Annotated in this window: 21 protein-coding genes; 7 read left to right on the top strand and 14 right to left on the bottom strand. The window is 66.7% G+C overall.

Features of this window, described 5'->3' with window-relative positions; genetic code table 11:
• Window positions 1-52: 52 nt before the first annotated feature.
• The 5 genes from DWF00_RS29985 (at window position 53) to DWF00_RS12270 (ending at window position 6464) form a co-directional block, all read left to right on the top strand.
• The gene (locus DWF00_RS29985; RefSeq protein ID WP_114827832.1) at window positions 53-1846 is read left to right on the top strand and encodes an amino acid ABC transporter permease/ATP-binding protein; all 1794 of its coding nucleotides are present in this window, start codon (window positions 53-55) and stop codon (window positions 1844-1846) included.
• Between the two features lie 165 nt (window positions 1847-2011).
• A complete protein-coding gene (locus tag DWF00_RS12285; protein WP_114827831.1) occupies window positions 2012-2950 on the top strand; it encodes an ABC transporter substrate-binding protein in 939 nt (312 codons plus the stop codon).
• A 5-nt stretch (window positions 2951-2955) separates the two neighbouring features.
• Window positions 2956-3990 carry an LLM class flavin-dependent oxidoreductase gene (locus DWF00_RS12280; RefSeq protein ID WP_114827830.1) on the top strand — a complete coding sequence of 345 codons (1035 nt, stop codon included), beginning with the start codon at window positions 2956-2958 and terminating at the stop codon, window positions 3988-3990.
• 253 nt (window positions 3991-4243) lie between these two features.
• The gene (locus DWF00_RS12275; protein ID WP_114827829.1) at window positions 4244-5179 is read left to right on the top strand and encodes a sulfurtransferase; all 936 of its coding nucleotides are present in this window, start codon (window positions 4244-4246) and stop codon (window positions 5177-5179) included.
• Between the two features lie 22 nt (window positions 5180-5201).
• Window positions 5202-6464: a YeeE/YedE family protein gene (locus tag DWF00_RS12270; RefSeq protein WP_114827828.1), complete on the top strand. Its 1263-nt coding sequence runs from the start codon at window positions 5202-5204 to the stop codon at window positions 6462-6464.
• A gap of 115 nt (window positions 6465-6579) precedes the next feature.
• On the opposite strand, the gene DWF00_RS12265 is transcribed toward DWF00_RS12270, so the two are convergent.
• From DWF00_RS12265 to DWF00_RS12195, 13 genes are all read right to left on the bottom strand, one after another.
• Complete coding sequence (locus tag DWF00_RS12265) at window positions 6580-7179, bottom strand: alkylhydroperoxidase domain protein (RefSeq protein ID WP_114827827.1); 600 nt, start codon at window positions 7177-7179, stop codon at window positions 6580-6582.
• A gap of 26 nt (window positions 7180-7205) precedes the next feature.
• Window positions 7206-7796 carry a CMD domain protein gene (locus DWF00_RS12260; protein WP_114827826.1) on the bottom strand — a complete coding sequence of 197 codons (591 nt, stop codon included), beginning with the start codon at window positions 7794-7796 and terminating at the stop codon, window positions 7206-7208.
• 10 nt (window positions 7797-7806) lie between these two features.
• A complete protein-coding gene (locus DWF00_RS12255; RefSeq protein WP_114827825.1) occupies window positions 7807-8865 on the bottom strand; it encodes a putative FMN-dependent luciferase-like monooxygenase in 1059 nt (352 codons plus the stop codon).
• A 13-nt stretch (window positions 8866-8878) separates the two neighbouring features.
• A complete protein-coding gene (locus DWF00_RS12250) occupies window positions 8879-9655 on the bottom strand; it encodes a VOC family protein (protein ID WP_114827824.1) in 777 nt (258 codons plus the stop codon).
• Window positions 9652-10395: an ABC transporter ATP-binding protein gene (locus DWF00_RS12245; RefSeq protein WP_114827823.1), complete on the bottom strand. Its 744-nt coding sequence runs from the start codon at window positions 10393-10395 to the stop codon at window positions 9652-9654. Before DWF00_RS12245 ends, DWF00_RS12250 begins: the two co-directional genes overlap by 4 nt.
• Window positions 10392-11240, bottom strand: coding sequence for an ABC transporter ATP-binding protein (locus DWF00_RS12240; protein WP_114827822.1), 849 nt, complete (start codon window positions 11238-11240; stop codon window positions 10392-10394). The genes DWF00_RS12245 and DWF00_RS12240 overlap by 4 nt, the downstream gene beginning before the upstream one ends.
• Window positions 11241-11253: 13 nt before the next feature.
• Entirely contained in the window at window positions 11254-13077 is a 1824-nt protein-coding gene (locus tag DWF00_RS12235; RefSeq protein WP_114827821.1) for an ABC transporter permease, read from the bottom strand.
• A 116-nt stretch (window positions 13078-13193) separates the two neighbouring features.
• On the bottom strand, window positions 13194-14363 hold the full coding sequence (locus DWF00_RS12230) for an ABC transporter substrate-binding protein (protein WP_114827820.1): 1170 nt from the start codon (window positions 14361-14363) through the stop codon (window positions 13194-13196).
• 384 nt (window positions 14364-14747) lie between these two features.
• On the bottom strand, window positions 14748-15818 hold the full coding sequence (locus DWF00_RS12225) for an LLM class flavin-dependent oxidoreductase (RefSeq protein WP_114827819.1): 1071 nt from the start codon (window positions 15816-15818) through the stop codon (window positions 14748-14750).
• Between the two features lie 742 nt (window positions 15819-16560).
• Window positions 16561-17466: a serine hydrolase domain-containing protein gene (locus DWF00_RS12215; protein WP_114827817.1), complete on the bottom strand. Its 906-nt coding sequence runs from the start codon at window positions 17464-17466 to the stop codon at window positions 16561-16563.
• A 97-nt stretch (window positions 17467-17563) separates the two neighbouring features.
• Window positions 17564-18196, bottom strand: a complete 633-nt coding sequence (locus tag DWF00_RS12210; protein WP_114827816.1) for a hypothetical protein — start codon at window positions 18194-18196, stop codon at window positions 17564-17566.
• Window positions 18197-18216: 20 nt separating this feature from the next.
• Window positions 18217-18471, bottom strand: coding sequence for a hypothetical protein (locus DWF00_RS12205; protein ID WP_147283644.1), 255 nt, complete (start codon window positions 18469-18471; stop codon window positions 18217-18219).
• Window positions 18472-19305: 834 nt separating this feature from the next.
• Window positions 19306-19647 carry a hypothetical protein gene (locus tag DWF00_RS12195; protein WP_114827813.1) on the bottom strand — a complete coding sequence of 114 codons (342 nt, stop codon included), beginning with the start codon at window positions 19645-19647 and terminating at the stop codon, window positions 19306-19308.
• A gap of 266 nt (window positions 19648-19913) precedes the next feature.
• Between DWF00_RS12195 and DWF00_RS12190 the strand changes: the two genes are divergently transcribed.
• Both DWF00_RS12190 and DWF00_RS12185 read left to right on the top strand, forming a co-directional pair.
• Window positions 19914-20516, top strand: coding sequence for a hypothetical protein (locus DWF00_RS12190; RefSeq protein WP_147283643.1), 603 nt, complete (start codon window positions 19914-19916; stop codon window positions 20514-20516).
• Between the two features lie 139 nt (window positions 20517-20655).
• Entirely contained in the window at window positions 20656-21360 is a 705-nt protein-coding gene (locus DWF00_RS12185) for a GIY-YIG nuclease family protein (RefSeq protein ID WP_114827811.1), read from the top strand.
• On the opposite strand, the gene DWF00_RS12180 is transcribed toward DWF00_RS12185, so the two are convergent.
• A complete protein-coding gene (locus DWF00_RS12180; protein WP_114827810.1) occupies window positions 21338-21925 on the bottom strand; it encodes a recombinase family protein in 588 nt (195 codons plus the stop codon). The two genes, DWF00_RS12185 and DWF00_RS12180, sit on opposite strands and share 23 nt — an antisense overlap.
• Between the last annotated feature and the right edge of the window lie 168 nt (window positions 21926-22093).

Raw genomic sequence — 22093 nt, 5'->3', positions numbered from 1 at the left:
CACCTCTCCCACGACGAAGCAAACCTCCCCGCGCCGCCAGCGAGACCAAAACATGTCCGTAACGACCGATATCGGCGCGCTCCCAGCCGCTCCGCCGCGCTCCGAAGCGAAAGCCGACTATTCGCATTACCGCATCGTCCCGGCGCGCTATCCCGGCCGGACGGCCGGCACCATCCTCGCGCTGCTGGTGATCGCGGCGATCCTGAACTCGGTCTTTTCCAACCCGCGCTGGGGCTGGGACGTCTTCGCCGAATGGTTCTTCGCCGAGCCCGTATTGGTCGGCCTCGGGCGGACCCTGCTGCTCACCGCGCTGGGCGCGGCCTTCGGCTTCCTGCTCGGCACCGGACTGGCGCTGGCGCGGGTCTCCGGCTCGCCGCTGCTCGCCTCGCTGTCCTGGGGCTATGTCTGGCTGTTCCGCTCGATCCCGCTGATCGTGCTGCTGCTGATCCTCAACAACCTCGGCTATCTCTACGAGACCATCTGGATCGGCGTGCCCTTCACCGAGATCAGCTTCGCGAGCTGGTCGACGACGCAGCTGATCACGCCCTTCTTCGCCGCGGTGCTCGGGCTCTCCCTGAACGCCGCCGCCTTCTCGGCCGAGATCGTGCGCGGCGGCATCCTCTCCGTCGAGCAGGGCCAGCTCGAAGCCGCCGCGGCGCTCGGCCTGCCGAAGGGCCGGCAGGTTTCGCGCATCGTCCTGCCGCAAGCGATGCGCTCGATCCTGCCGACCGCCTTCAACGAGATCATCACGCTCGCCAAGGGCACGTCGCAGGCCTACATCCTGGCGCTGCCCGAGCTGTTCTACACCATCCAGATCATCTACCGCCGCAATCTGGAGGTGATCCCGCTGCTGATGGTCGCGACCGTCTGGTACCTGATCATCCTCAGCGTGCTCTCGCTCGTGCAGCACTATATCGAGCGGCACTTCTCGCGCGGCGCCCTGCGCAACCCGCCGCCCTCGCTGTTCAAGCCCTTGATCGACCGGTTCTGGCCGAGGCCGGCGCTGGAGACGGCGCACCTGACCGCCGCCGCGACGGTGGAGTCCCAGGCGCTCGCCGCGACGAACTGGACCGGCGCGGTGCGCGCCGGCGGCGAGGTCGTGATCCGCGGCATCAGCAAGAGCTTCGGGCAACTCAAGGTGCTCGACGATGTCAACCTCACCATCCCGCCCGGCAGCGTCACCGCCATCCTCGGCCAGTCCGGCTCGGGCAAGTCGACGCTGCTGCGCTCGATCAACCATCTCGAGCGCGTCGATGACGGCTTCATCGCCATCGACGGCGAGCTGGTCGGCTACCGCCAGGAGGGCGACACGCTCTACGAGCTGAAGGAGAAGGACATCCTGAAGCGCCGCGTCGATGTCGGCATGGTGTTCCAGAGCTTCAACCTGTTCCCGCACCTGACGGTGCTGGAGAACATCGTCGAGGCGCCGGTCTCGGTGCGTCGCCTCGCGCGCAACGACGCCACCGCGCAGGCGCGCGAGCTGCTCGCCCGCGTCGGCCTGAGCGAGAAGGCCGATGCCTATCCGCGCCAGCTCTCAGGCGGCCAGCAGCAGCGCGTCGCCATCGCCCGTGCGCTGGCGCTCCGGCCCAAGGTGCTGCTCTTCGACGAGCCGACCTCGGCGCTCGATCCCGAATTGGTCGGCGAGGTGCTCGACGTCATCAAGGAGCTCGCCCGCTCCGGCACGACGCTGATCATCGTCACCCACGAGATCGGCTTCGCCCGCGAGGTCGCCGACCGCGTCGTCTTCATGGAGCAGGGCCGCATCCTCGAATCCGGCACGCCCGATCAGGTGTTCAACCGGCCGGAACACACCCGCACCCGCGAGTTCCTGGCCAAGGTTCTCTGAGAGACCATTTGATACTTCTACTATCGCGGGCGTCTGACGCGGTCGCCTGCGCTTCCGGTGCTCACGGACCAAAGTCCGCTCCGGTTCTCGACAACCACGCCACACGCCTCGCGCTAGCGAAGTCTCAAACGCTCTCTACCCCCTCCTAAAGCAAGGACACCGACCATGATCCAGCGGCGGACCATCCTGTCGCTTTCGCTCGGCGCGCTGGCCGCCGCGAGCCTCGCCATCAGCTTCGCGAAGGCGCAGGCGCCCTTCGACCTCGGCCCGGAGCAGCCGGGCCGGATCCGCGCCGAGAAGGACCTGGCGGCGATCGCGGCGCTCCCGCAAGGCTTCAAGTTCGTCGAGCCGGGCGTGCTCACCGTCGCGATCAGCCCGGGCGGGCCGCCGCTCGGCACCTATGCCACCGACGCCAAGACGGTGGTCGGCGCCGATCCCGACTTCGCCCAGCTCATCGCCGACAGCCTCGGATTGAGGCTCAACCTCGTGCCGATCGCCTGGGCCGATTGGCCGCTCGGCCTGGTCTCGGGCAAATACGACGCGGTGATCTCGAATGTCGGCGTCACCGAGCAGCGCAAGGAGAAGTTCGACTTCTCGACCTACCGGCAGGGCCTGCACGGCTTCTTCGTCAAGGCCGACAGCAAGGTGACGCAGATCAGGGAGCCTAAGGACGCGGCGGGGCTGAGCTTCAGCGTCGGCGGCGGCACGAACCAGGAGCGCATCCTGGTCGAATGGAGCAAGCAGAACGTCGCCGCCGGCCTGAAGCCGCTGGAGCTGCAACTCTACGACGACGAGGCTGGACGCCTGGTCGCGCTCCGCTCCGGGCGGGTCGACGTCATCGTGCAGCCGCATGCCCAGCTCGTCTTCATCTCGGCGCGCGACAAGGACATCAAGCGCATCGGCACGCTCAGCGCCGGCTGGCCGCTGAAGTCGGACGTGGCGGTCACGACGCGCAAGGGCAGCGGCCTCGTCGATGCACTGACGGTAGCGACCAACGACCTGATCAGGAACGGCAAATACCTCCAGGCGCTGGCGCGCTGGGGCCTCGAGGAAGAGGCGCTGGAGCGCTCCGAGACCAACCCGCCCGGCCTGCCGAAATACTGATCCCGATGAGCACCCTCGCCATCCGCCATCTCGGCTTCCTCACGCCGGGGAACTTCCCGGAGGACCATCCGCTTGCCGGGCTGGAGGACACGCTCCAGCTCTTCGCGCTCGGCGAGCGCCTGGGCTTCGACAGCGCCTGGGTGCGCCAGCGCCATCTCGAGCGCGGCGTCTCCTCCGCCAGCGTCTTCCTGGCGGCGGCGTCCCAGCGCACGAGCCGCATCGAGCTCGGCTCGGCCGTCATCCAGATGGGCTACGAGAACCCGTTCCGGCTGGCCGAGGATTTATCCACGGTCGATGTCCTGGCGCGGGGCCGGCTGAATATCGGCATCAGCGCCGGGCCGCCGCCCTATGGCGCGCTGCTCGGCGCCCGCTTCCGCGACGAGGGCTGGGAGGGCGCCGATCATTCGCATGAGCGGGTGGCGCGGCTCGCCGAGAACCTGAGCGGCGCCTATCTCGGCGATGCCGACAGCACCATCGTCTCGGCGGCGGGGCGGCAGCGTCCGCGCCTCCAGCCCTATGCGCCCGGCCTGCGCGAACGGCTCTGGTATGGCGGGGGCTCGCTGCGCTCCGCCGAATGGGCCGGCCGCAACGGCTTCAACCTGCTCGTCGGCAACATCAACTCCGGCGAAAAGACCGACGATTTCTTCTCGGCCCAGCTCAGCCATATCGAGACCTTTCGCACCAACCTCCGTGGCCCGCGCGAACCGCGCATCGCAGTCGGCCGGGTCATCGTCCCGCTCGACGGCGCCGACGCGCAGACGCGCCGGCGCTATCTCGACTATGCCGCGGGCCGGCACGAGCGCACGCTCAAGCCGCAGGGCGAGCGCCGCACCCTGTTCGCGCCGGACCTCGTCGGCACGGCTGAGCAGATCCTCGAAAAACTGGCGCTTGATCCTGTCCTGCCGCACGTGCAGGAGCTGCGGCTGGAACTACCCTATAATTTCGACCGGCCGGATTACGAGCAGATCCTGAGCGATGCCATCAGGCTGATCGCGCCCGAGCTGGGCCACTCCAGACCGAGCCGGAGCGACGCGGCGTAACCGCGACACGCAGGCGCTGGCTGCCGCGCGCCGCCGGCACCGCAAACCCATGGCGTTTCCGCCGTGCGGCGATGCCGGCGCAGCATCGTTCTCTCATACTGAAGTTCTACGACTTTTCTGTTCTCCCGAGGCCCGGAACAAAAAAATCCTGTTCGGCTTCTCTTGCCTCATCACGGGCGAAACTATGGCAGCCCCGCAACCAGAGCTGGCAGATCGCCCCGATCCAGGGCCGCCAGCCGCGAAGGAGGCCCTGATGTCCGCCCTGTCCCTGCTCCGCCGAAGCCTGTCGACGCTGGCCGCGACACTGCTGCTCGGCGGTGCCGCGCTCGCCGATTCCAGCCCGCTGGTCACGACCGACTGGCTCGAGAAGAACCTGAGCGACCCCAAGGTGAGGATCGTCGAGGTCAGCGTCGAACCCGGCCTCTATGAGCGCGGCCACATCCCCGGCGCGCAGAACGTGGTCTGGCACACCGACCTCGTCGACACGGTCACCCGCGACATCGCCAGCCCGGAGAAGTTCCAGGCACTGGCGCGCAAGCTCGGCATCGACAAGGACACGACCGTCATCCTCTACGGCGACAGCAACAACTGGTTCGCCGCCTGGGGCGCCTGGGTGTTCGACATCTACGGCCTGCGCGACAACGTGAAGCTGGTCGATGGCGGCCGCAAGAAATGGGAGCTGGAGAAGCGCCTCGTCGCCACCAACCCGGTGCCGGTGAAGGCCTCGACCTTCACCGTGGCCGAGCCCAACCGCAAGCTGCGCGCCCGGCTCGCCGATGTCGTCAGCGTCGTCGAGAAGAAGTCCGATGCCCGCATCCTCGACATCCGCTCGCCCGACGAGTTCTCCGGCAAGATCATCGCGCCGGCCGGCTTCCAGGAACTGGCGCTGCGCGCCGGCCATATCCCCGGCTCGGTCAACGTCGCCTGGGCGCGCGCAGTCAACCAGGCCGACGGCACGATCAAGCCGGTCGAGGAACTCCGCAAGCTCTATGCCGAGGTCGGCATCGACGGCTCCAAGCCCGTGATCACCACCTGCCGCATCGGCGAGCGCTCCAGCCACACCTGGTTCATCCTGTCGCGCCTGCTCGGCTATCAGGTCGCCAACTATGACGGCTCCTGGACCGAATACGGCAACACCGTCGGCCTGCCGATCAACAATCCGGCCGGCACGGTCTGGGGCGGCAAGTGAGCCGTGCGCCCAGGCGCAGGCGATGAGCCTGTCCGACGACAGCGGCGCGCTCGATTACCATCGGGCGCGCGAAGCCGCGGCGGCTGGCGCAACCGGGGTCCCGGTCGCGCCGGCCTTGCCGCCGGTGCGCCTGGTGACGGCGACCGCCGTCATCCTCGCCCTCGCGGCCGCCATCTACGCGGTCGGCGCCCATGGCGATCCGGCTCCGCAATTGCAGCTTTCGCTCATCCTTGGCGCGGCCTTCGGCTTCGTTCTGCAGCGCTCGCGCTTCTGCTTCCTCTGCATCTGGCGCGACTGGCTCGACCGGCACGATCCGCGCGGCCTGCTCGGCATCCTGACCGCGCTCGCGACCGGGCTCGTCGGCTACAGCCTGATCTACGGCGCCTGGCTGCCCGATCCCGCCGGCGCCCGCCTGCCGCCGACCGCCCATATCGGCCCGGTCGGGCCGGCGCTCGTCCTTGCCGGCCTCGCCTTCGGCGCGGGCATGGCGATCTCCGGCTCCTGCATCAGCGCCCATCTCTACCGTCTCGGCGAGGGCTCGCCGACCTCGCCCTTCGCCCTCGTTGGGGCCGGGCTCGGCTTCTGGCTCGGCCTCCTGAGCTGGAACGAGCTCTATCTCTGGAGCATCGCGGATTCGCCCGTGCTCTGGTTGCCGCGCCATCTCGGCTATGCCGGGGCGCTGCTCGTTGGTCTCACGGTATTCGCCGCCCTCGCCTACGCACTGCTGCGCTCGCTTCCGTCGAACCCAATTGTCTCGCAGCCAAGGCTTACCCCGCTCGCGGCCATTTTCCATCGGCGCTGGCCGGCCTGGGTCGGCGGGCTCGCGGTCGGGCTGATCGGCATCGCCGCCTATTTCAGGCTGAGCCCGCTCGGCGTCACCGCCGAGCTGGCCTCGCGCTCACGGCAGGCCGCAGCAAGCCTCGACCTCTTGCCTTCCCGGCTCGAGGGGCTCGACAGCTTCCGCGGCTGCGCCACCGTGATCCGCGACGCGTTGCTGACGCCCAACGGCCTCTTCATCGCCGGATTGGTCGCAGCCGCCTTCGCCGCGGCGCTGATCGCAGGGGAGTTCCGCCCGCGCCGGCCCAGCACCGGTCAAGCGCTGCGCGGGCTGATCGGCGGCGCATTGCTCGGCTGGGGCACGATCGTCGGGCTCGGCTGCACCGTCGGCACGCTGCTCTCCGGAATTTCGGCCGGCGCGGTCTCCGGCTGGGTCTTCGCGCTCGGACTGATCATCGGCACGACGGCGACGCTCAAGCTCGGCCGGCGGCTCGGCCTGCTCGCCTGACCGGCGGCCCCGGGGCTGGAGCACCGGACCGAAACTGGGAACCGGCTTTCGGAAGAATCCGGTGCAATAACAAAGACCTAGATCGCCATTTGCGTCCGAAAGGACGCACGGCGATCTAGGGAAGCTCCGGCTCGCCGAGCGACAGCATCAGGCGATTGGCCCAGCTGAAGAACGAGGCCGCGTGGATCAGGTCCGCGATCGCCAGATCGTCCAGGCCGAGAGCGCGCAACTTGCCGACATGCTCGGCGCCGAAGGCGACGGGCGTCGCCGCGAGCGCGGCGGAGGCCTCGATGACCGCGTTCCAAAGCGGATCGATGTCGACGCCAACGCCCTCGTCGAGCAGGCGCTGCACCTCGTCGCGGCGCTTCGAATGCGTGCTGGCGAAGCGGGAATGGACGGAGGCGCAATAGATGCAGCCATTGCTGCGCGAGACAGCTGCCGCCGCCAGTTCGCGCTCGGCCCGCGGCAGGCCGGCGCGAGTGTTGTAGAAGATGTCCTTGTCGGCCAGCGTGCGGAAGCGAAGGATATCCGGGTCATGGGCGAGGAGCCGGAAATACGGGCTCTTGGCGCGGGCGATGTCGACGAGCCCTTCCTTCTGGCGCTCGGTCAGCACCTCCTCGGGAACGGGGTCGAGCCAGGCGTTCCAGCCGAGCTCGGCCTGGGTGAAGGCGGTGGGGACAGTGGCGGCGGGATGGTCCAGCGTCGTGGCGGTCATCGGATTGCTCCCTTGGGAGGACGAGTTCAGGCGCCCAGCGCGCGCAGGCCATGCGCCGCGCGGATCTGGAAGGACAGGAAGGCCACGATCTGCGACAGCGTCACCGCGCCGGCCGTGCTCCAGCCTGCGCCTTTCAGGGCGGCGAGGTCGGCTGCCTTGGCGTCGCGCGGATGGAAGACGAGGAGGTGCGTGTGCTCCAGCGCCGCCGAAAGGCGCTCGCCCAGCTCGGCACTGGCCGCGGCGGCGACCTTGAAGACCGGCCCCGCGACATCCTCCCGCGACAGCGGTCCTGGCGGATAAGCGCCATAGGGCCCTCGCGTCGCCGCATGCTCAGCCTGACGGCGGATGAGCCCGGACAGCGCCGCCCCGCCCGGCTGCCCTTCCAGCAGGCGCGCGTAGTGCTCCACGCCCGGACCATCTGCATGCAGCAGCGCGACGAAGGCGGCCACGGTGAGCCGCTCGCTGCGCGACACGCCGGTTTCGTCATCGGCCTCGAACAGGGCCTCATAGCCCGCCTGCGCATTGTCGCGGGTCACGGGACGCTCGCGCCGCAGCGCATCGAGGGCCGAGCCGCCGGCGATGCCGGACAGGCGGTCGAGTGTGTCTTGGGCGCTCATGGAATGGGCCTCATGCCTGGAGGGCGTTGGCGACGGCCGGCTCCGGCCGGGTTCGCGATGTCGATTGCGCGGGATCCCGCCAGCCGAGCGCCGGCGCCACTTTCTGCGCGGTCAGCTCGATCGAGCGCAGGATCAGCGGATGCGGCGGGTCGACCGAATGGACCTGGAAGACCACGTCGGTAACGCGGGGCAGCACGCTGTCGGCCGAGAGCGAGGCGATGACGTCTTCGGGCGCGCCGACATGGGTGTCGAGCGTCTTGATCAGCCCCGGCAGGCTGCGGTCGGCAATGCGGTGGCCGCTGGCGATGAAGCGCTCGAGCACGCGGTTGAGCCCGATCCCGGCCTGGTGCAGCGCCTCCTCGCGGCTGTCGGCGACGAAGAGCGAGCGCGAGGCCATGATGCGTGGCGCGACGCCCGGCGGCAGGTTGGCGAGATAGGCGTCGACGATCGGATGCTGGATCTCGGGCAGCGTCGCCTGCGGATTGTCGGCGCTGCGCGGCTGGGTCCGCGAGAGCATCAGCCCGGCGCCGGCCCGGCCGATGCGCTCCGCCCCAGTCACCGAGAAGGTCGCGTGCCAGACACGCCCAGCCAGCGAGCCGGCCTCGGGATAGAGCCGGTTCTCGTCATGGCCGAGCGGCGCCCCGCTCCAGGCTTCGAGCAGCCGGTCGAGGTTGCGCGCAAAACGCTCGGTGCGCTGCTCCTTGTCGAGCCCGAAGGCGAGGAAGGTCTGCGGCGTCGCGCCGGTGCCGAGCCCGACCTCGAGCCGTCCGCCCGAAAGCAGGTCGACGACGACCGTATCCTCCGCCGTGCGGATCGGGTCCTCCATCGGCAGGATGATGATGCCGGTGCCGAGCCTGATCCGGCTGGTGCGCGCCGCGACATAGGCCAGGAAGGGCAAGGGCGACGGCAACCCGCCCTCGTCGCGATGGAAATGGTGCTGGGCAACCCAGGCGCTGTCGAAGCCGTGCCGTTCCGCATGGATGATCTGCTCGGCCGCGAGCCGGTAGCGTTCAGCCGCCGGCGCATCATCGAGGAGGCGGGTGAAGAACCCCAGGCGTTTCGCGGTCATGGAGCGCGACCTTTCAAGCGTCTGCGTCGGCCAGCCGCTCGGCTGACGTCGTGCTGGATGAGATGGCGCCGCCGGTCCCGGCGAAAGACAGCCCGAACAGCCCCTGCCCGCGCCGTACCAGATGCTCGGCCACTGCGCCGACGCCCGGGCTTTCCGGCGCCAGCAACGTAATGCGCGTCGCGCCGAGATCGAGGAACGCGGCTGCGGCCTCAAGCCCCGGCAAGGGGCCGACGATCGTTACAGGCCTGCCGATCAGCGCCTGCCAGCGGCGCGCCGACACGTCGAGATCGGAGACCGCGAGGCTGATCCCGGAGAGTCCGGTGGCGCCATTGGCGTGGCGCGGCGGCGCCGGCACGCGCAGGCTGCGCGGCGTCACGTCGAAGCAGAAGAAGGGCAAGTCGGTCGCCGCCGGCCGCGCCGTGCGCCAGACCAGCGTCTCGCCATCGGGCCGCTTGCGGCCGCCATCCTGCGCCGCGTTGTAGCCGAGCCCGGCGGCGCCGGCCTGCGCGAGGGCGGCATCGAGATCCTCCGGCAACAGCGCGAGGTCGATCGGCCCCGGGCCGTCGCTCTGCAACACCCGCCACCAGAAGAAATCCTCCTGCGGCACGGGGAAGGCGATGATCTCGATATAGGCGCCGTCGGCGAAGGAGATCAGCGCGTTGACGCTGCCGCGCGGATGCGTGCCGCCGGGCTCGACCGTGAAGCCGCGCCCGCGCCAATCGGCGATGGCGCGGTCGAGATCGTCGGTGACGATGACGGCGTGGTCGATGCGCAGGGTCTGTGTGGTCATGCTGCCTCCGCGCCGCCGAGATAGGCGTCCCTGATCCGGGCATCGACCAGCAGGTCGGCTGCCTTGCCTTCGAGCACGATGCGGCCGGTCTGGAGCACGTAGCCGCGATGCGCGATCTGGAGCGCAAGGCTGGCATTCTGCTCGACCATGAAGATCGTCACGCCCTCGCGGTTGATCGCTGCGATCAGCTCCAGCACCCGGTCGACGAAGAGCGGCGAGAGCCCCATGGTCGGCTCGTCCATGCAGATCAGCTTGGGCCGGCCCATCAGGGCGCGCGCCATCGCGACCATCTGCTGCTCGCCGCCGGAGAGCGTGCCGGCGCGCTGCGCCAGACGTTGGCCGAGCTTGGGGAAGAGGGTCAGCACCCAGTCGAGATCATGGGCCACGGCCTGCTTGTCCGTGCGCGTGAAGGCGCCCATCAGCAGGTTCTCGCGCACGCTCATGTCCGGGAAGAGCCGGCGCGCCTCCGGCACCGAGCCGATGCCGCGCCTTATGATCTGCGGCGTCTGGAGCGCGCCGATATCCTCGCCGGCGAAGCGCACGGTGCCGGACTGCGGCTTGAGCAGGCCCAAAATGATCTTCATCGTCGTCGACTTGCCGCTGGCATTGCCGCCGAGCAGCGAGACGATCTCGCCCTTCGGCACCGTCAGGCTCAGGTCGAAATGCACCTGCACCGGGCCGTAGAAGGTGTTGACCTTGTCGAGCTCCAGCAGCGGAACGGGTGCCGTCGTCTCGCTCATTCCGCCGCCTCCGCCAGGGCCTTCTCGGCCGCGCCGCCGCCGACCTCGCGATGGCCGAGATAGGCCTCGATCACTGCCGGATCATGGCGGACGGCCTGCGGCAGGCCGCGCGCAATGACCTTGCCGTCATCCATCACCACGACCTCGTCGGAGAGGCTCATCACCATGTCGAGCTTGTGCTCGATCAGTAGGATGGTCAGGCCGGAGGCCTTCAACTCGGCGATCAGAGCCTGCATCTCGGCCGTCTCGGTCTGGTTCATGCCGGCGGTCGGCTCGTCGAGCAGCAGCAGGCGCGGGCTGAGCGCCAGCGCCCGGGCGATCTCGACGCGGCGGCGGTTGGCGTAGGAGAGCGAATAGGCCGGCTGGTCCTGCCGCGGCAGCAGCCGCTCGCCGAAGCGGGCGATGATGGCGAGTGCCTCGGCGCGCAAAGCCGCCTCCTCGCGCCGAACCGAGCCGGGCTGGATCAGCGCCAGCGCCAATTCGCCGAGCGCGCCCAGCACCGGCAGGCGCGGCCTTGCCGCCCTGAGCCGCGCATGGGCGCCGACCAGGACATTGCCGAGCACCGAGAGGTTGGCGAAGACGCGGCCGTGCTGAAAAGTCCGCGCCAGCCGCAGATGCGCCAGCTTCTCGGGCGCAAAGCCGGTGATGTCGGCGCCGTCGAAGCTGACCTTGCCCTCGTCGGGCCGGTCAAGCCCGGTGATCAGGTTGAACAAGGTGGTCTTGCCGGCGCCGTTGGGGCCGATGACGCTGACAAGCCGGCCCTCCTCGACAGAGAGGTCGACGCCGCCGACGGCCGTGACGCCGCCGAAGCGGCGCACCAGCCCGGATACTTCAAGCAACGGCATCGTCCTGCCCTCCTCAAACCGTGCCGAACAGGCCCTGGGGGCGGAAGCGGATCAGCAGCAGCAGCACGAGCCCATAGATCAGCACGCGGTATTCGGCGGCGACGCGGAACACCTCGGGCAGGCCGATCAGCAGCACCGAGCCGACGATGGCGCCGAAGACATTGCCCATGCCGCCGAGGATGACGATGGTCAGCGCCAGGATCGAGAGCTGCGCGTTGAAGGTCTCGTGGTTGATGAAGGAGTAGAGGTGCGAGGTGACGCCGCCGGAGATGCCGGCCGCGAAGCCGCCGGTGATGAAGGCGAGCGCCTTGTAGCGGTCGAGCGCGATGCCGTAGCTCCTCGCCGCGACATCGTCGTCGCGCACGGCACGCCAGGCCCGGCCGAGATGCGAGCGCAGCAGGCGCAGCTGCAGCGCCGCCAGCACCGCCAGGATCGCCAGCGTGAACCAGTAGACGGCGCGGGCCGATTCGATCGGGTAGCCGAATAGCGAGATCGGCGGGATGCCGAAGACGCCGATCGGCCCGCGCGTCAGGCTCTCCCAGTTCAGGATGGCGAGGCTGACGATCTCGCCGATGGCGAGCGTCGCGATGGTGACGTAGTGCCCGCGCAGCCGGAAGGCCGGCCAGGCCAGCAAAGTGCCGAGCCCCGCCGCGACGAAGCCGGCAGCCAGGATCGAGAGCCCGACCGGCACGCCGAGATCGAGCGTCAGCAGCGCCGAGGTGTAGCCGCCGATCGCCAGCAGCGCCGCATGGCCGAGCGAGATCTGGCCGACCGTGCCGGCGATCAGGGTCAGGCTGATGCCGAGCAGCGCATAGAGCCAGGCATTGGTCAGAGTTTGGAGCAGATAGGGCTGCGCGATGACCAGCGGCAGCACGGCCGCGACCGCGAGCGCCGCCAGGAGCGCCGGCGTCGGCAGCGGCACCGGCTTACTCGGCGCGATGAAGGTGCCGGTCAGCGGCTCCGGCGGCAATTGCCGCTTGCTGGCAAAGAGCCCGTTCGGCCGGAGCACCAGGATCACGACCAGCAGGATGAAGGCGAAGAGGTTGCGGTAGCTCGTGCCGAGCAGCGCGATGCCGTAGCTCTCGACCAGGCCGAGGATCAGGCTGCCGACGATGGCGCCGGGGATGTTGCCGACGCCGCCGACCACCTCCGCGACCACGCCCTTCAGCGTCGCCTGGAAGCTCATCGCCGGGTCGATATAGTTGTAGTACATCCCGACCAGCAGCCCGCTCAGCCCGCCGAGCGCGGACGCGATGGCGAAGACGATGCGGTTGACCTGGTCGACGTCGACACCCATCTGGCGCGCCGCATCGCGATCCTGCGCCGTCGCCCTCACTGCCCAGCCGAGCTTGGTGAAGCGCAGGAAGCCGAACAGCAGGACGGCGCTGGTGAAGCCGATCGCGGCGATCAGGATGTCGAGCGCGCCGATCGTGCCGCCGCCGATCTGGAAGCGCCAATCCGGCAGCTGGCTCGGCAGCGCGCGCGGATCGGGCGTGAAGACGATCTGCACGATCTGGTCGAGCACGAAGCTAATGCCGATCGTCGCCAGCAGCGGCGCGATCTTGGTCGAGCCTTGCAGGGGCCGCAGCCCGAAGCGCTCGATCAGCAGGCCGAGCAGCGCCGAGCCGGCCGCGACCAGCAGGATCGTCACCGGCAGCGGCGTGTGCAGATGCGCCACCGCCACCCAGCCGATATAGGCGCCGACCACATAGACCGAGCCATGGGCGAAGTTGATCAGCCGGCTGACGCCGAAGATCAGCGCCAGGCCGACGGCAAGCAGCGCATAGATGTTGCCGACGATCAGCCCGTTGATCGTGTGGTCGAGCCAGGAGGTCAAGACGCCCTGCCCTCGTCCAAAGCATTTTCAAGCGAAGTGGATTCCGGTTCGCGTGAAGAAAATGCGTCAAACAAAAAAGCTGGAAAGCTGTTCGAAGCCATGGTTTCGGACAGCTTTCAGCGGGTCGGGATGGCGCTGCGATCCCAGACGACGAACTTGCCGTCCTTGATCACCAGCCGGGCGTTCTGGGCGCCGACGACGCGGCGCGTCTCCTTGTCGAAGGTGGCCTTGCCGAAGATCACGCTCGGCACGTCCTTGATCTCAGCCAGCCCGTCGCGAATGGCGCGGCGCTCGGTACCGTATTGCCGGAAGACGTGGCCGGCGAGGATCACCGTGTCATAGGCGCGCGCCGCGAAGGCGTCGGGCTCGGCGCCGTATTTGGCGATGTAGGACTTGACGAAGGTCTGCACCTCCGGCCGCGGGTCCTCCGGGAAGAACTGCGAGTTGGTGTAGATGCCGTTGACCGCGTCGCCGCCGAGCTCGATCAGCTTGGGCGAGTAGATCGAGCCGACCGCGACGACCGGCTTGTTCAGCCCGGTCGCCTTGAGCTGGCGGGCGATCAGGGCCGCGTCGGCATAGTAGGAGATCAGCAGGAGCCCGTCGGGATTGGCGTCGCGCACGCGCACCAGGGTCGAGCGGAAATCCTTCTCCTCCGGCAGGTAGCCCTCGGTCGCGACCACCTCGGCGCCAAAATCCCTGACCGCCTTGACCAGGATGTCCTTCGAGGTCCGGCCCCAATCGGTGTTCAGGTGCAGCACGGCGACGCGCTTCAGGCCGAGCTCCTTGACGGCGTATTGCGCGACCTGCGGCTGTTCTTCCGCCTGGGTCAGCGAGTTGCTCCACATGAAGTCGCCGCCCTTGGTGAAGTCGGGATGCGAGTTGGTGAAGCCGAACTGCACCAGGCCGGCGCGCTGGTAGATCGGCGACGAGGCCATCGAGGCAGGGCTGGAGAAATCGCCGATCTCGAAGACGATCTTCGGGTCGGCGACGAATTTCTGCGCGATCGCGACGGCCTGGCGCGGGTCGCTCTGGCTGTCCTCGAACTGGTAGGCGAGCGGCCGGCCGTTGATGCCGCCCGACGCGTTGATCTCGTCGAGCGCGAGGTCGAAGCCCTTCTTCCACTGCGCACCATATTGCGCGTTCGGCCCGGTCAGCGGCCCGCTGACGCCGATCAGGACCGGCTCGCCGGTCGGCTTGGCCGTTTGCGCGAAGGCCGCCGGAGCGGCGGCCGTCGCCAGCAGCAGGGAGCCCAGCGCAAGGGCGCGGCGGCGGGTGGCATGGATCATGGAAGCCTCCTGGAGCAGGCGGAACGGAGGCCGTCCGGATCAAGCAATCCGGGGCCAGGAACCGCGCTGAAATGTCACCTGGAGGATCGGCCCCGACCCCGATCGGGTCAATAGATGGACCGTTTAAAAGAACACACCGCTTGAGAAGGAAATACTCGAAACCCGTAAACGAGAAGAAAGATATTAGCCGCGGCCCAAAAAGAGGCCGGAATCTGCGCGGGCTCGGCCTGTTCTTTGCCGACAATCGGCGCATCGTTTCTTAAAAAGAACAGACTCGCCGGACGGAGCCCCACCTTCCCAGCACGGCAGGCGGGCGGTCCCGGGCGCGACCCTGCTCACGGCGAAGCTGCGGCCTCGGCCGTCGAGAATCTCCCGGCTCCGACCTCAGTCGCGCAGCAGCGGAAGCAGTTGATCGCCCTGCCGCTTGATCTCGGACAGGTACGGCGTATCGGAGAGCACGAATTGCGTGACTCCCAGGTCGCGGTACTTGCGCAGCGAACGCGCGACATCCGCCGCCGAGCCCACCAGCCACGTGGTGCCGGCACCGCCGCCACCGAACTTGCCCGGGGCGGTATAGAGGTTGTCGTCGAGCACCTCGCCGCGCGCATGCAGATCGAGCAGCCGCTGCTGGCCGACTGCGACGGCCCGCTGGTGGTCGTTCCAGCCGGCTCCCTTGTTCGCCGCCATCTCGGCAACCTTCGCCTCCGCGTCGGCCCAGGCCTGCTCCGTCGTATCACGCACCAGCGTGGTGATCCGCAGACCGAACCTCAGCGGAGGAAGATCGCGGTCGAGTTCTTTGCTCAACGTCTTCAGCCGCTCGATCCGCTCCCGGACATCGTCGAGCGGTTCGCCCCAGAAGAGCTGGACATCGGCCTCGGTGGCGGCCACCCGCTCCGCCGCCTCAGAAGCGCCGCCGAAATAGAGCTCGGGGTGCCGGCGGTCGCCGCGAGCCGTGATGCGCGGCGCCACGGTGGACTCCGTGACCCGAAAGTGCTCGCCCGCATAAGTCACGTTCTCTTCGGTCCAGAGCCTGCGGACCAGCCGCATGAACTCCTTGGTCCTGGCGTAGCGGTGTTCCTGGTCGCCCTCGCTGTCGCCATAGGCGGCGAGATTGTCCTTGCCCGACACGATGTTGATGCGCACGCGCCCGCCGGTCAGCTGGTCCAGCGTGGCCGCGGCCGACGCGAGATTCGCCGGCCGCCAGTAGCCCGGGCGGATCGCGATGAGCGGTTCGAAGGTGGTGGTCCGCGCGGCGAGCGCGGCCGCGACGGTGAAGGTGTCGGGTCGGCCCCAGCCGGTGCCGATGAGCGCGCCTTTCCAGCCGTGCTCCTCCAACGCCTTCGCCTGGCTGGTCAGAGTCTCCAGGCTGTTATGGTCTTCGCCGGCGGAGTCGCCGCGGTGGCCGGCTTTGACGTCGTTGGGGATGTACCAAAGAAATTCGGAATCACGGCTCATGCGAACGGCTCGCAGTTCTGTCTGGCTAAGATAGGAAATATGGGCGCGATGTTCTGGCTGCGCTGTATGTGTGACGGCCGATTGTTGCAAGCCGGGGACGCGCAGCGGCGCTCAGGCCGGCGAGGAAGAGGCTCTCGCCAGCCCGCATGTCGAAGCTTCGGGGCGAGCCAGCCGGCGGGCGGACTTCAAGGCGCTCAGCCGCCGCCGTAACGCCGAAGCTGGCAAGGTGGGCGTGGAACTTCGCCTCCTGCTGCGCCTTGAGCGCGGCCACGCGGACAGTGGCTTCTTCGAAGGAGCCCTTGGGCGGGTAGTCTTGCCCGTGCCCAGCGAGCGCATTCGCCATGCGCTCGCTGGCGTTCGTCAGCACGCCTGCGTGCAGCCGAAGTTGAGGCGCACGAAGGACCCGTACTCCGCACCAAAGGTGCATCAGTCGGGCGCGCCACAATGCCTCGCGGCGATCGACCCGACCGAGCATGATTCGTAGGCCGCAGCGTTTCACGGCAGCCGCAAATAACTGGGAAACCAAGGGAAGCCACGGAAGTGGCTGGGGGACTAGGACCCCTATCCAAGTTCACCAAGAACTGGGCGGCAACGCGGTTTTCGACGGCTTGTCGGTCCGATATACGTAATGTGGACCGGCGATGTGGGCCGGTCAAGGGGCAGATCCTCGCCGCTTCCGTTGCAGGTGGAACGTAGTCCTTGGATGCCGCCTGAAGCAAAGAGCGGGTCGGTTATTAAATTCCTACGTATAATGGCCAAAAACCTGCCTGGTGAAAGCAAAGAACGGAGCAGTTTCAAGTCGCCCCTTGTTGCTTGAAAGATCAACTGTTTGGGCTATGACTAGCTGTTTCGATGGGGCAACAGCAAGAATTTGCCCCCCGTTACCCGCAGCGACGAAGGCGCCTTTGCCATTGACCGTATCGGACGTTGATACCCACCACATGTAGCCGTAGCCAAATCCCTCCGCGTCAGTCAACAAATGCGGCTGCGTAGATTCCATCACCCACGATGACGGAATGATTTGCTGACCATTCACGTTTCCATTGTTCAAATAAAGAAGCCCGAATTTTGCCAAATCATCGGCGCTCATTTTAAATAGATAAGCCGGATGATCCGACGTTTCTTCTTTCTGATAAACACCATTTCTGTATGAATAATTCGTCATTCCTATCGGATCGGCAATTTTATGATGAAAATCTTCAAAAATATCTTGAGATGTCGCTTGACGATATATGGTGCCAAGCGCGTTGAAATCCCAATTGTTGTAATACCAAAACTTACCCGCCACGTGACTGCCGCGATCTGGACGTTTTTCTCCCATGAGACGGGTTTCGTAAGCGGCAGCATGATATATTCCAGAGGAACACGTAAGTAAATCGCGGACGGTGGCCTGCTTCTCTGTTTCGCTGAGGCTAGGCGGCGTGTCGTCGATGGCTAATTTTTCGAGCGTATCATCTATATTGATTTTTCCCTCACCAACGGCGATGCCGTAAAGAGCGCTTAATAGGCTTTTGCGAACGGAACGAACATTTACAGGGTGATCAGTTGAGCCCCAAGTTCCGGCTATCTGTCCCTCCCTTATAACGACCAGACCAGTCGGGCGTTGTGATCCACAATATTTTTGGATCATCGCAGATATGCTTTGCATTCAATTCACCTATCTCCTTATTGCGACCAATATTTTGACCTCGGCACGAACGATAGCTTCTGACGGCGCGAGGGTCGAGGCCTGCCGACGCTACACGCTACCCTGGAAGCTTGGGTCGCGGCGCGTAGAGATGTTGTTCGCCGATGCGATGATGGTGCCGCAGTTCCTTATCAGCGCGCCAACGCAGGTCGGTGGCCGACAGACTGACGAGCGAAGGATCGGTCCTTAACAGCTTCGCGGCCACTGCCGCGACCGCCAGCTCGTGCTCCGCAACTTCGACTAACTGCCGCCGGGCTGCTGCGGCCTGAACCCGCTCGATGGCAACGCGCTCGGCCTCAGCCTCGGAAGCCGCCTGGAAGACACCTGAGAGGCGGTTGGCGTCCTCATGTCGCTCTCTGGCCCGGCGAGCATCTTCTGCCGCCTCAGCGGCTTCTTGACGAAGCCTGCGTGCCCGCCCGCCGATCCATGCTGCTAGAACCGCGAAGCCTCTTGGTTCGGCGGCCTTGATCGCGTCGAGGCGGGCACTGGCCGCGTGCATCGCATCCCGCGTCGCCCTGTTCGCCTGCCGCGCGCGGTCGGCTCGGAGCCGTGCCTGGATTAGGCTGTCCGGCATCGGCAAGGGGACTCTCGCAAGGGCGAGCTTCTCGCGAGCAGCATCATGAACTCCCCGGAGTTCATCGAGCCGGCGTTGCAGATAGCGGCGCTCGACCTCGGCCTTGATCTCAGGCATCGAGATCGCGGAAGCTAGCGCTATCGCTGCGGCACGATCCCGGACACGGCGACGGGCCGAGGCAGGGTCACCTGCTCGATGCGAAGTAGGCTGTCGCTGATGCGCCGCTGCTCCACCAGGATGTCCGTCAGGGCTTCGCGGATCAGATCCAACGGTGTCGGCCCCTCCCGATCCTCCAGCAAATCGAGTAGGCGGAGCAAGGTCTCTGTCTTGCTGTCGACCTTCCGGGTGCGGATCAAGAGCTCCTGGTCGAGGGGCGGCATCGTGGTGTTCATCGGTTACCTCCATTCGGGCGGCGACATCGCCGCGCTTCTGCCTGACAATCCGGTCCAGAGCGCCGATGACGACGCCGCCTGACGATTGCACGACCCAGACACCCTGCTTCTGGCCCGGCACGACGAGCAGGCCTGCTTCGGCCAGTGCGGCGTAGAAGGATGACGGCGTATCGGCCTGCGACCATGCGGCGGTGACGGCAGAGCGCGCTGCGACATCATCAATCCCTTGACGGGCCAGAGCCTGCCTTGCTGGAGCCGTCACGACGGATCGCGGGACCAGTTCGTCGCACTCGGCCGTAAGCAGCGCATCGGCAATCTCTGGATTGCCCCGCGCGCGAAGAGCCTTGGCAATGGCCCTGTCGTGCCGACCACGCGTCAGAGGCTCGCGGTGAGACCATTCCAGTTCCCTCGCCAGGCGCTCAAGCCTCAGATGCGACCAGGCATCGTCAAGGCCGCGACCGGGGCCGGCCCAGTGCGATACGACCACATGAGCGTGCAGCGATCCGCGTCCGGCTGCCCCTGGCTTGTGATGCAGGACGATGACGTGAGGATGGGTCGCAGGGTCGCCGCCCAGTTCCCGTACGACAGATGCTGCGGCCACTACGAGATCATCTGGCGTCCATTCCGTTGAGGGGGAGAGGGAGACGTGATGGAAGGCCGCTGCGGCGGGGGGCGCAAGACGGCGCATGGCATGAAGCCCGGCTTCGAGATCCTTTGCGGCAAGCCCGACCATGGAATGCACATGGGGAGGAATGCCCGCCTCCGGCTTCATGAGGTGCTTGGCGAGATTTCGGCAATCGCGTCGCGTCCGACCGTGTCGGGCATGCGCCATGATCACCGGGCCGACGCCTCCAAGCGTGCATCGATCAGGGCCAGTTGCGCTCGGAGGCGATCAAGCGCGTCGGCATCGACGCGCCCACCGGTATGGGCATGCCGGCATAATTGATTTGTGAGCCCGCCCACCCGGCAGACCGCGACGGTGGCCTCTCGTAGCGCGACGGCCAGCTCGGAGTGCTGGCGAGGCATCGGGCGACGGCGGGTCGTCCCGATGGCGCGGCGCACGGCCTCGGCGGCATAGGTGGAGGTGCCGATGCCTGCCGCCGATGCCGCCTCGCGAAGCGCGGCAAGCTCGTCGGGGCGCAACTTGTAGGAGAGCGGGTGATGGGCGGCGGCCATGTCTTGCCTCGGGGGTTCCACAGGGGGCTTGCCCCCTTGGCCAGTCTGCGCGTACTACCGCGCACTGCTGGCTTTCAAAGGCTTCCTGATGATTATGCGCGCCCTCGAAAGCGTCAATGGTAGTACTCGATTCGGAATCCGCTCCGCGTTTCTTGCGCGTCCGTAGCCGATTCGTCTCCTCCTGCAACCGCCTTAGCCGGTAATACCGTTGCGTTAGATTCGCGTTAACCAGACAATTGTGCGACCGCCAACCGCAGAGGCCGCACATGACTTGGAATCCAGAAATCACTCCCGCTCCTTCCGTGTTCTCTCTAACGACGGAAACCGTTGTCTGGGACGGAGATGCCGAGGTATTCGTCAGGCTGACGATCGCCGCCTGCGGCAGGATTTTGGCTCGCAGCGAGCTTGATCCGCCGGAGCGCCGGGCGGCGCTGCGCCGCCTCTTCGCGCTGCGTACAAGCCTGGACGAGCAACGAGCGATAGGCCGCCTCCTGAAGGATTTTGGCCTGCTCGTAGTACGAGGTTCTGCGCCCACCGCAGCGGCGATGTCCCAGCGGGTGGAATTGCTGTCCAGACTGTTCGTAGCCAGTTCCGACAGCCAAGCTGTGGCGGCGTTCGTCGAGCATATGGAGATCGCGATGCGCGATTTCCTGGTTCTGGCCTGGTGCGTGGCTGCGGTAGCCGTAGATGCCGGCGATCCATTGCCGAGGCTGGAAGACCTCGATGCCGATCTGCCCTTCATGCCGGCATATGGCCTGGAACGCCCTGCATCCCAGTTCGATGCCGATGCGACCCTCGCCGAGATCGACGCCGAAGAACCGGAAGGCGGCGGTGGGCCTGCTCTGAGGCCGACCTTCTCCCGGCAGTAGGCTGGGATCAATTCCCGCATCGCCGTGACGATCAGCCCCGCACCGGCAGAGCTGGCCGGGTTGCGCCGCCGGGGTGGGGCGGGTGCGATGATGCGCAGAGCCCTGGCCTAGGCACTGTCGGACAGCTAACGTCTACCATATGCGTGAACGAATTCTGGCAGAGATCAGGCGGCTGGCAGCGGCGAACGAAGGCAGGGTTCCGGGGCGTCAGGTCTTCGAAGCCGAAACCGGCATCCGCTACCATGAGTGGTACGGAGTTTATTGGGCGCGTTGGGGCGATGCCGTCGCTGAGGCTGGTCTGGCACCCAATGTCATGCAGAAGCGGCTCAATCGAGACGCGATCCTGCGGGAAGTGGCGCTGGCCGTTCGACATTTCGGCAAGATGCCGACCTTGGGCGACATCCGCATTTTCGGAAGAAGCAGGCCCGGATTTCCCGCCCACAGCACCATATCCAACGCCTTCGACAAGGTTGGTCTCGTAGACGCGCTTCGCGAGTGGGTGGCGGCGAATGCCGAGTTTGCGGATGTCGCCGGCATCTTGCCGTCAGCCACTTCCGCGCCCGCGTCGCGCTCCGCGCGTCGTCCGGCAGACGGTTCGGTTTATCTGATCCAATCGGGTGCCCACTATAAGATCGGGCGTAGCGATGAGCTTGAGCGTCGCGTCAAGGAGATACGCATCGCGCTTCCGGACAAGGCCGTGCTCATCCATGTGATCGCGACGGATGATCCTGCCGGCATCGAAGCCTATTGGCATCGACGGTTCGCCGACCGCCGCGCGAACGGCGAGTGGTTCAAGCTGACGGTACCCGATATCGCGGCGTTCAAGAGGCGGCGTTTCCAGTGACGGTTGGGGGCACTCCCAGCGCGCGATAAACGCTCGCTCGGGCGATACCAAGCATCTTGGCGATCTCGGATGCGCCAAGGCCCTCCCGCCGCAGCTGGGCGATCTTGCCAGCGTCGATGGAGGGCTTGCGGCCCTTGTAGACGCCAGCGGCCTTCGCCCTGGTGATGCCTTCCACCTGCCTCTCCTTCCGGAGGTTGGTCTCGAATTCGGCGAAGACCGCGAGCATGGCGAGGAAGGCTTTGCCCGCAGCGGTTCCGGTGTCGATGGGCTGCTCGGTCGCCTTCAAGGCAACACCCTTCGCCTGGAGTTCCCGGACGATATCCTCAAGGTCTCCTACCGAGCGGGCTAGCCTGTCGATTCTGGTGATGACCAGCGTGTCTCCAGAGCGCAGGAAGTCCATGAGGATGCGAAGCTCCTTGCGCCCCTCCCTGGTGGTCCCGGTGATCTTCTCTTCGCGGATCGTCGTGCAACCAGCGCGGATCAGGGCCTCGCGCTGGAGGGTCAGGTCCTGGTCGGTGGTCGATACACGGGCATAGCCGTAGAGGCGGGCATCGGGCGGCGACATGAAACACCTTGTCTCGTTTGGGTTTAGAGATAGACAGTCTGCCGTCTCAGAACGCATAGAACAACCCTAAAGAGACGGCTTTCTTGTCTCTTCGTTTTGTCCGGTTAGGGTATACCCGAATGAGACGGCCTTGCAGGGATAGGTCTTCTCACCGGTGATGTTGGGTCA

The organism is Allobosea caraganae, from assembly GCF_003351345.1.
Classification (GTDB): domain Bacteria; phylum Pseudomonadota; class Alphaproteobacteria; order Rhizobiales; family Beijerinckiaceae; genus Allobosea; species Allobosea caraganae.
The sequence above is the reverse complement of the archived record's forward strand: the minus strand, read 5'-3'. Positions and strand labels throughout refer to the sequence as shown.

Coding starts and splice junctions, on each gene's coding strand:
- DWF00_RS29985 (WP_114827832.1), top strand. CDS start 53: ATGTCCGTAACGACCGATATCGGCGCGCTCCCAGCCGCTCCGCCGCGC.
- DWF00_RS12285 (WP_114827831.1), top strand. CDS start 2,012: ATGATCCAGCGGCGGACCATCCTGTCGCTTTCGCTCGGCGCGCTGGCC.
- DWF00_RS12280 (WP_114827830.1), top strand. CDS start 2,956: ATGAGCACCCTCGCCATCCGCCATCTCGGCTTCCTCACGCCGGGGAAC.
- DWF00_RS12275 (WP_114827829.1), top strand. CDS start 4,244: ATGTCCGCCCTGTCCCTGCTCCGCCGAAGCCTGTCGACGCTGGCCGCG.
- DWF00_RS12270 (WP_114827828.1), top strand. CDS start 5,202: ATGAGCCTGTCCGACGACAGCGGCGCGCTCGATTACCATCGGGCGCGC.
- DWF00_RS12265 (WP_114827827.1), bottom strand. CDS start 7,179: ATGACCGCCACGACGCTGGACCATCCCGCCGCCACTGTCCCCACCGCC.
- DWF00_RS12260 (WP_114827826.1), bottom strand. CDS start 7,796: ATGAGCGCCCAAGACACACTCGACCGCCTGTCCGGCATCGCCGGCGGC.
- DWF00_RS12255 (WP_114827825.1), bottom strand. CDS start 8,865: ATGACCGCGAAACGCCTGGGGTTCTTCACCCGCCTCCTCGATGATGCG.
- DWF00_RS12250 (WP_114827824.1), bottom strand. CDS start 9,655: ATGACCACACAGACCCTGCGCATCGACCACGCCGTCATCGTCACCGAC.
- DWF00_RS12245 (WP_114827823.1), bottom strand. CDS start 10,395: ATGAGCGAGACGACGGCACCCGTTCCGCTGCTGGAGCTCGACAAGGTC.
- DWF00_RS12240 (WP_114827822.1), bottom strand. CDS start 11,240: ATGCCGTTGCTTGAAGTATCCGGGCTGGTGCGCCGCTTCGGCGGCGTC.
- DWF00_RS12230 (WP_114827820.1), bottom strand. CDS start 14,363: ATGATCCATGCCACCCGCCGCCGCGCCCTTGCGCTGGGCTCCCTGCTG.
- DWF00_RS12225 (WP_114827819.1), bottom strand. CDS start 15,818: ATGAGCCGTGATTCCGAATTTCTTTGGTACATCCCCAACGACGTCAAA.
- DWF00_RS12215 (WP_114827817.1), bottom strand. CDS start 17,466: ATGCAAAGCATATCTGCGATGATCCAAAAATATTGTGGATCACAACGC.
- DWF00_RS12210 (WP_114827816.1), bottom strand. CDS start 18,196: ATGCCTGAGATCAAGGCCGAGGTCGAGCGCCGCTATCTGCAACGCCGG.
- DWF00_RS12205 (WP_147283644.1), bottom strand. CDS start 18,471: ATGAACACCACGATGCCGCCCCTCGACCAGGAGCTCTTGATCCGCACC.
- DWF00_RS12195 (WP_114827813.1), bottom strand. CDS start 19,647: ATGGCCGCCGCCCATCACCCGCTCTCCTACAAGTTGCGCCCCGACGAG.
- DWF00_RS12190 (WP_147283643.1), top strand. CDS start 19,914: ATGACTTGGAATCCAGAAATCACTCCCGCTCCTTCCGTGTTCTCTCTA.
- DWF00_RS12185 (WP_114827811.1), top strand. CDS start 20,656: ATGCGTGAACGAATTCTGGCAGAGATCAGGCGGCTGGCAGCGGCGAAC.
- DWF00_RS12180 (WP_114827810.1), bottom strand. CDS start 21,925: ATGTCGCCGCCCGATGCCCGCCTCTACGGCTATGCCCGTGTATCGACC.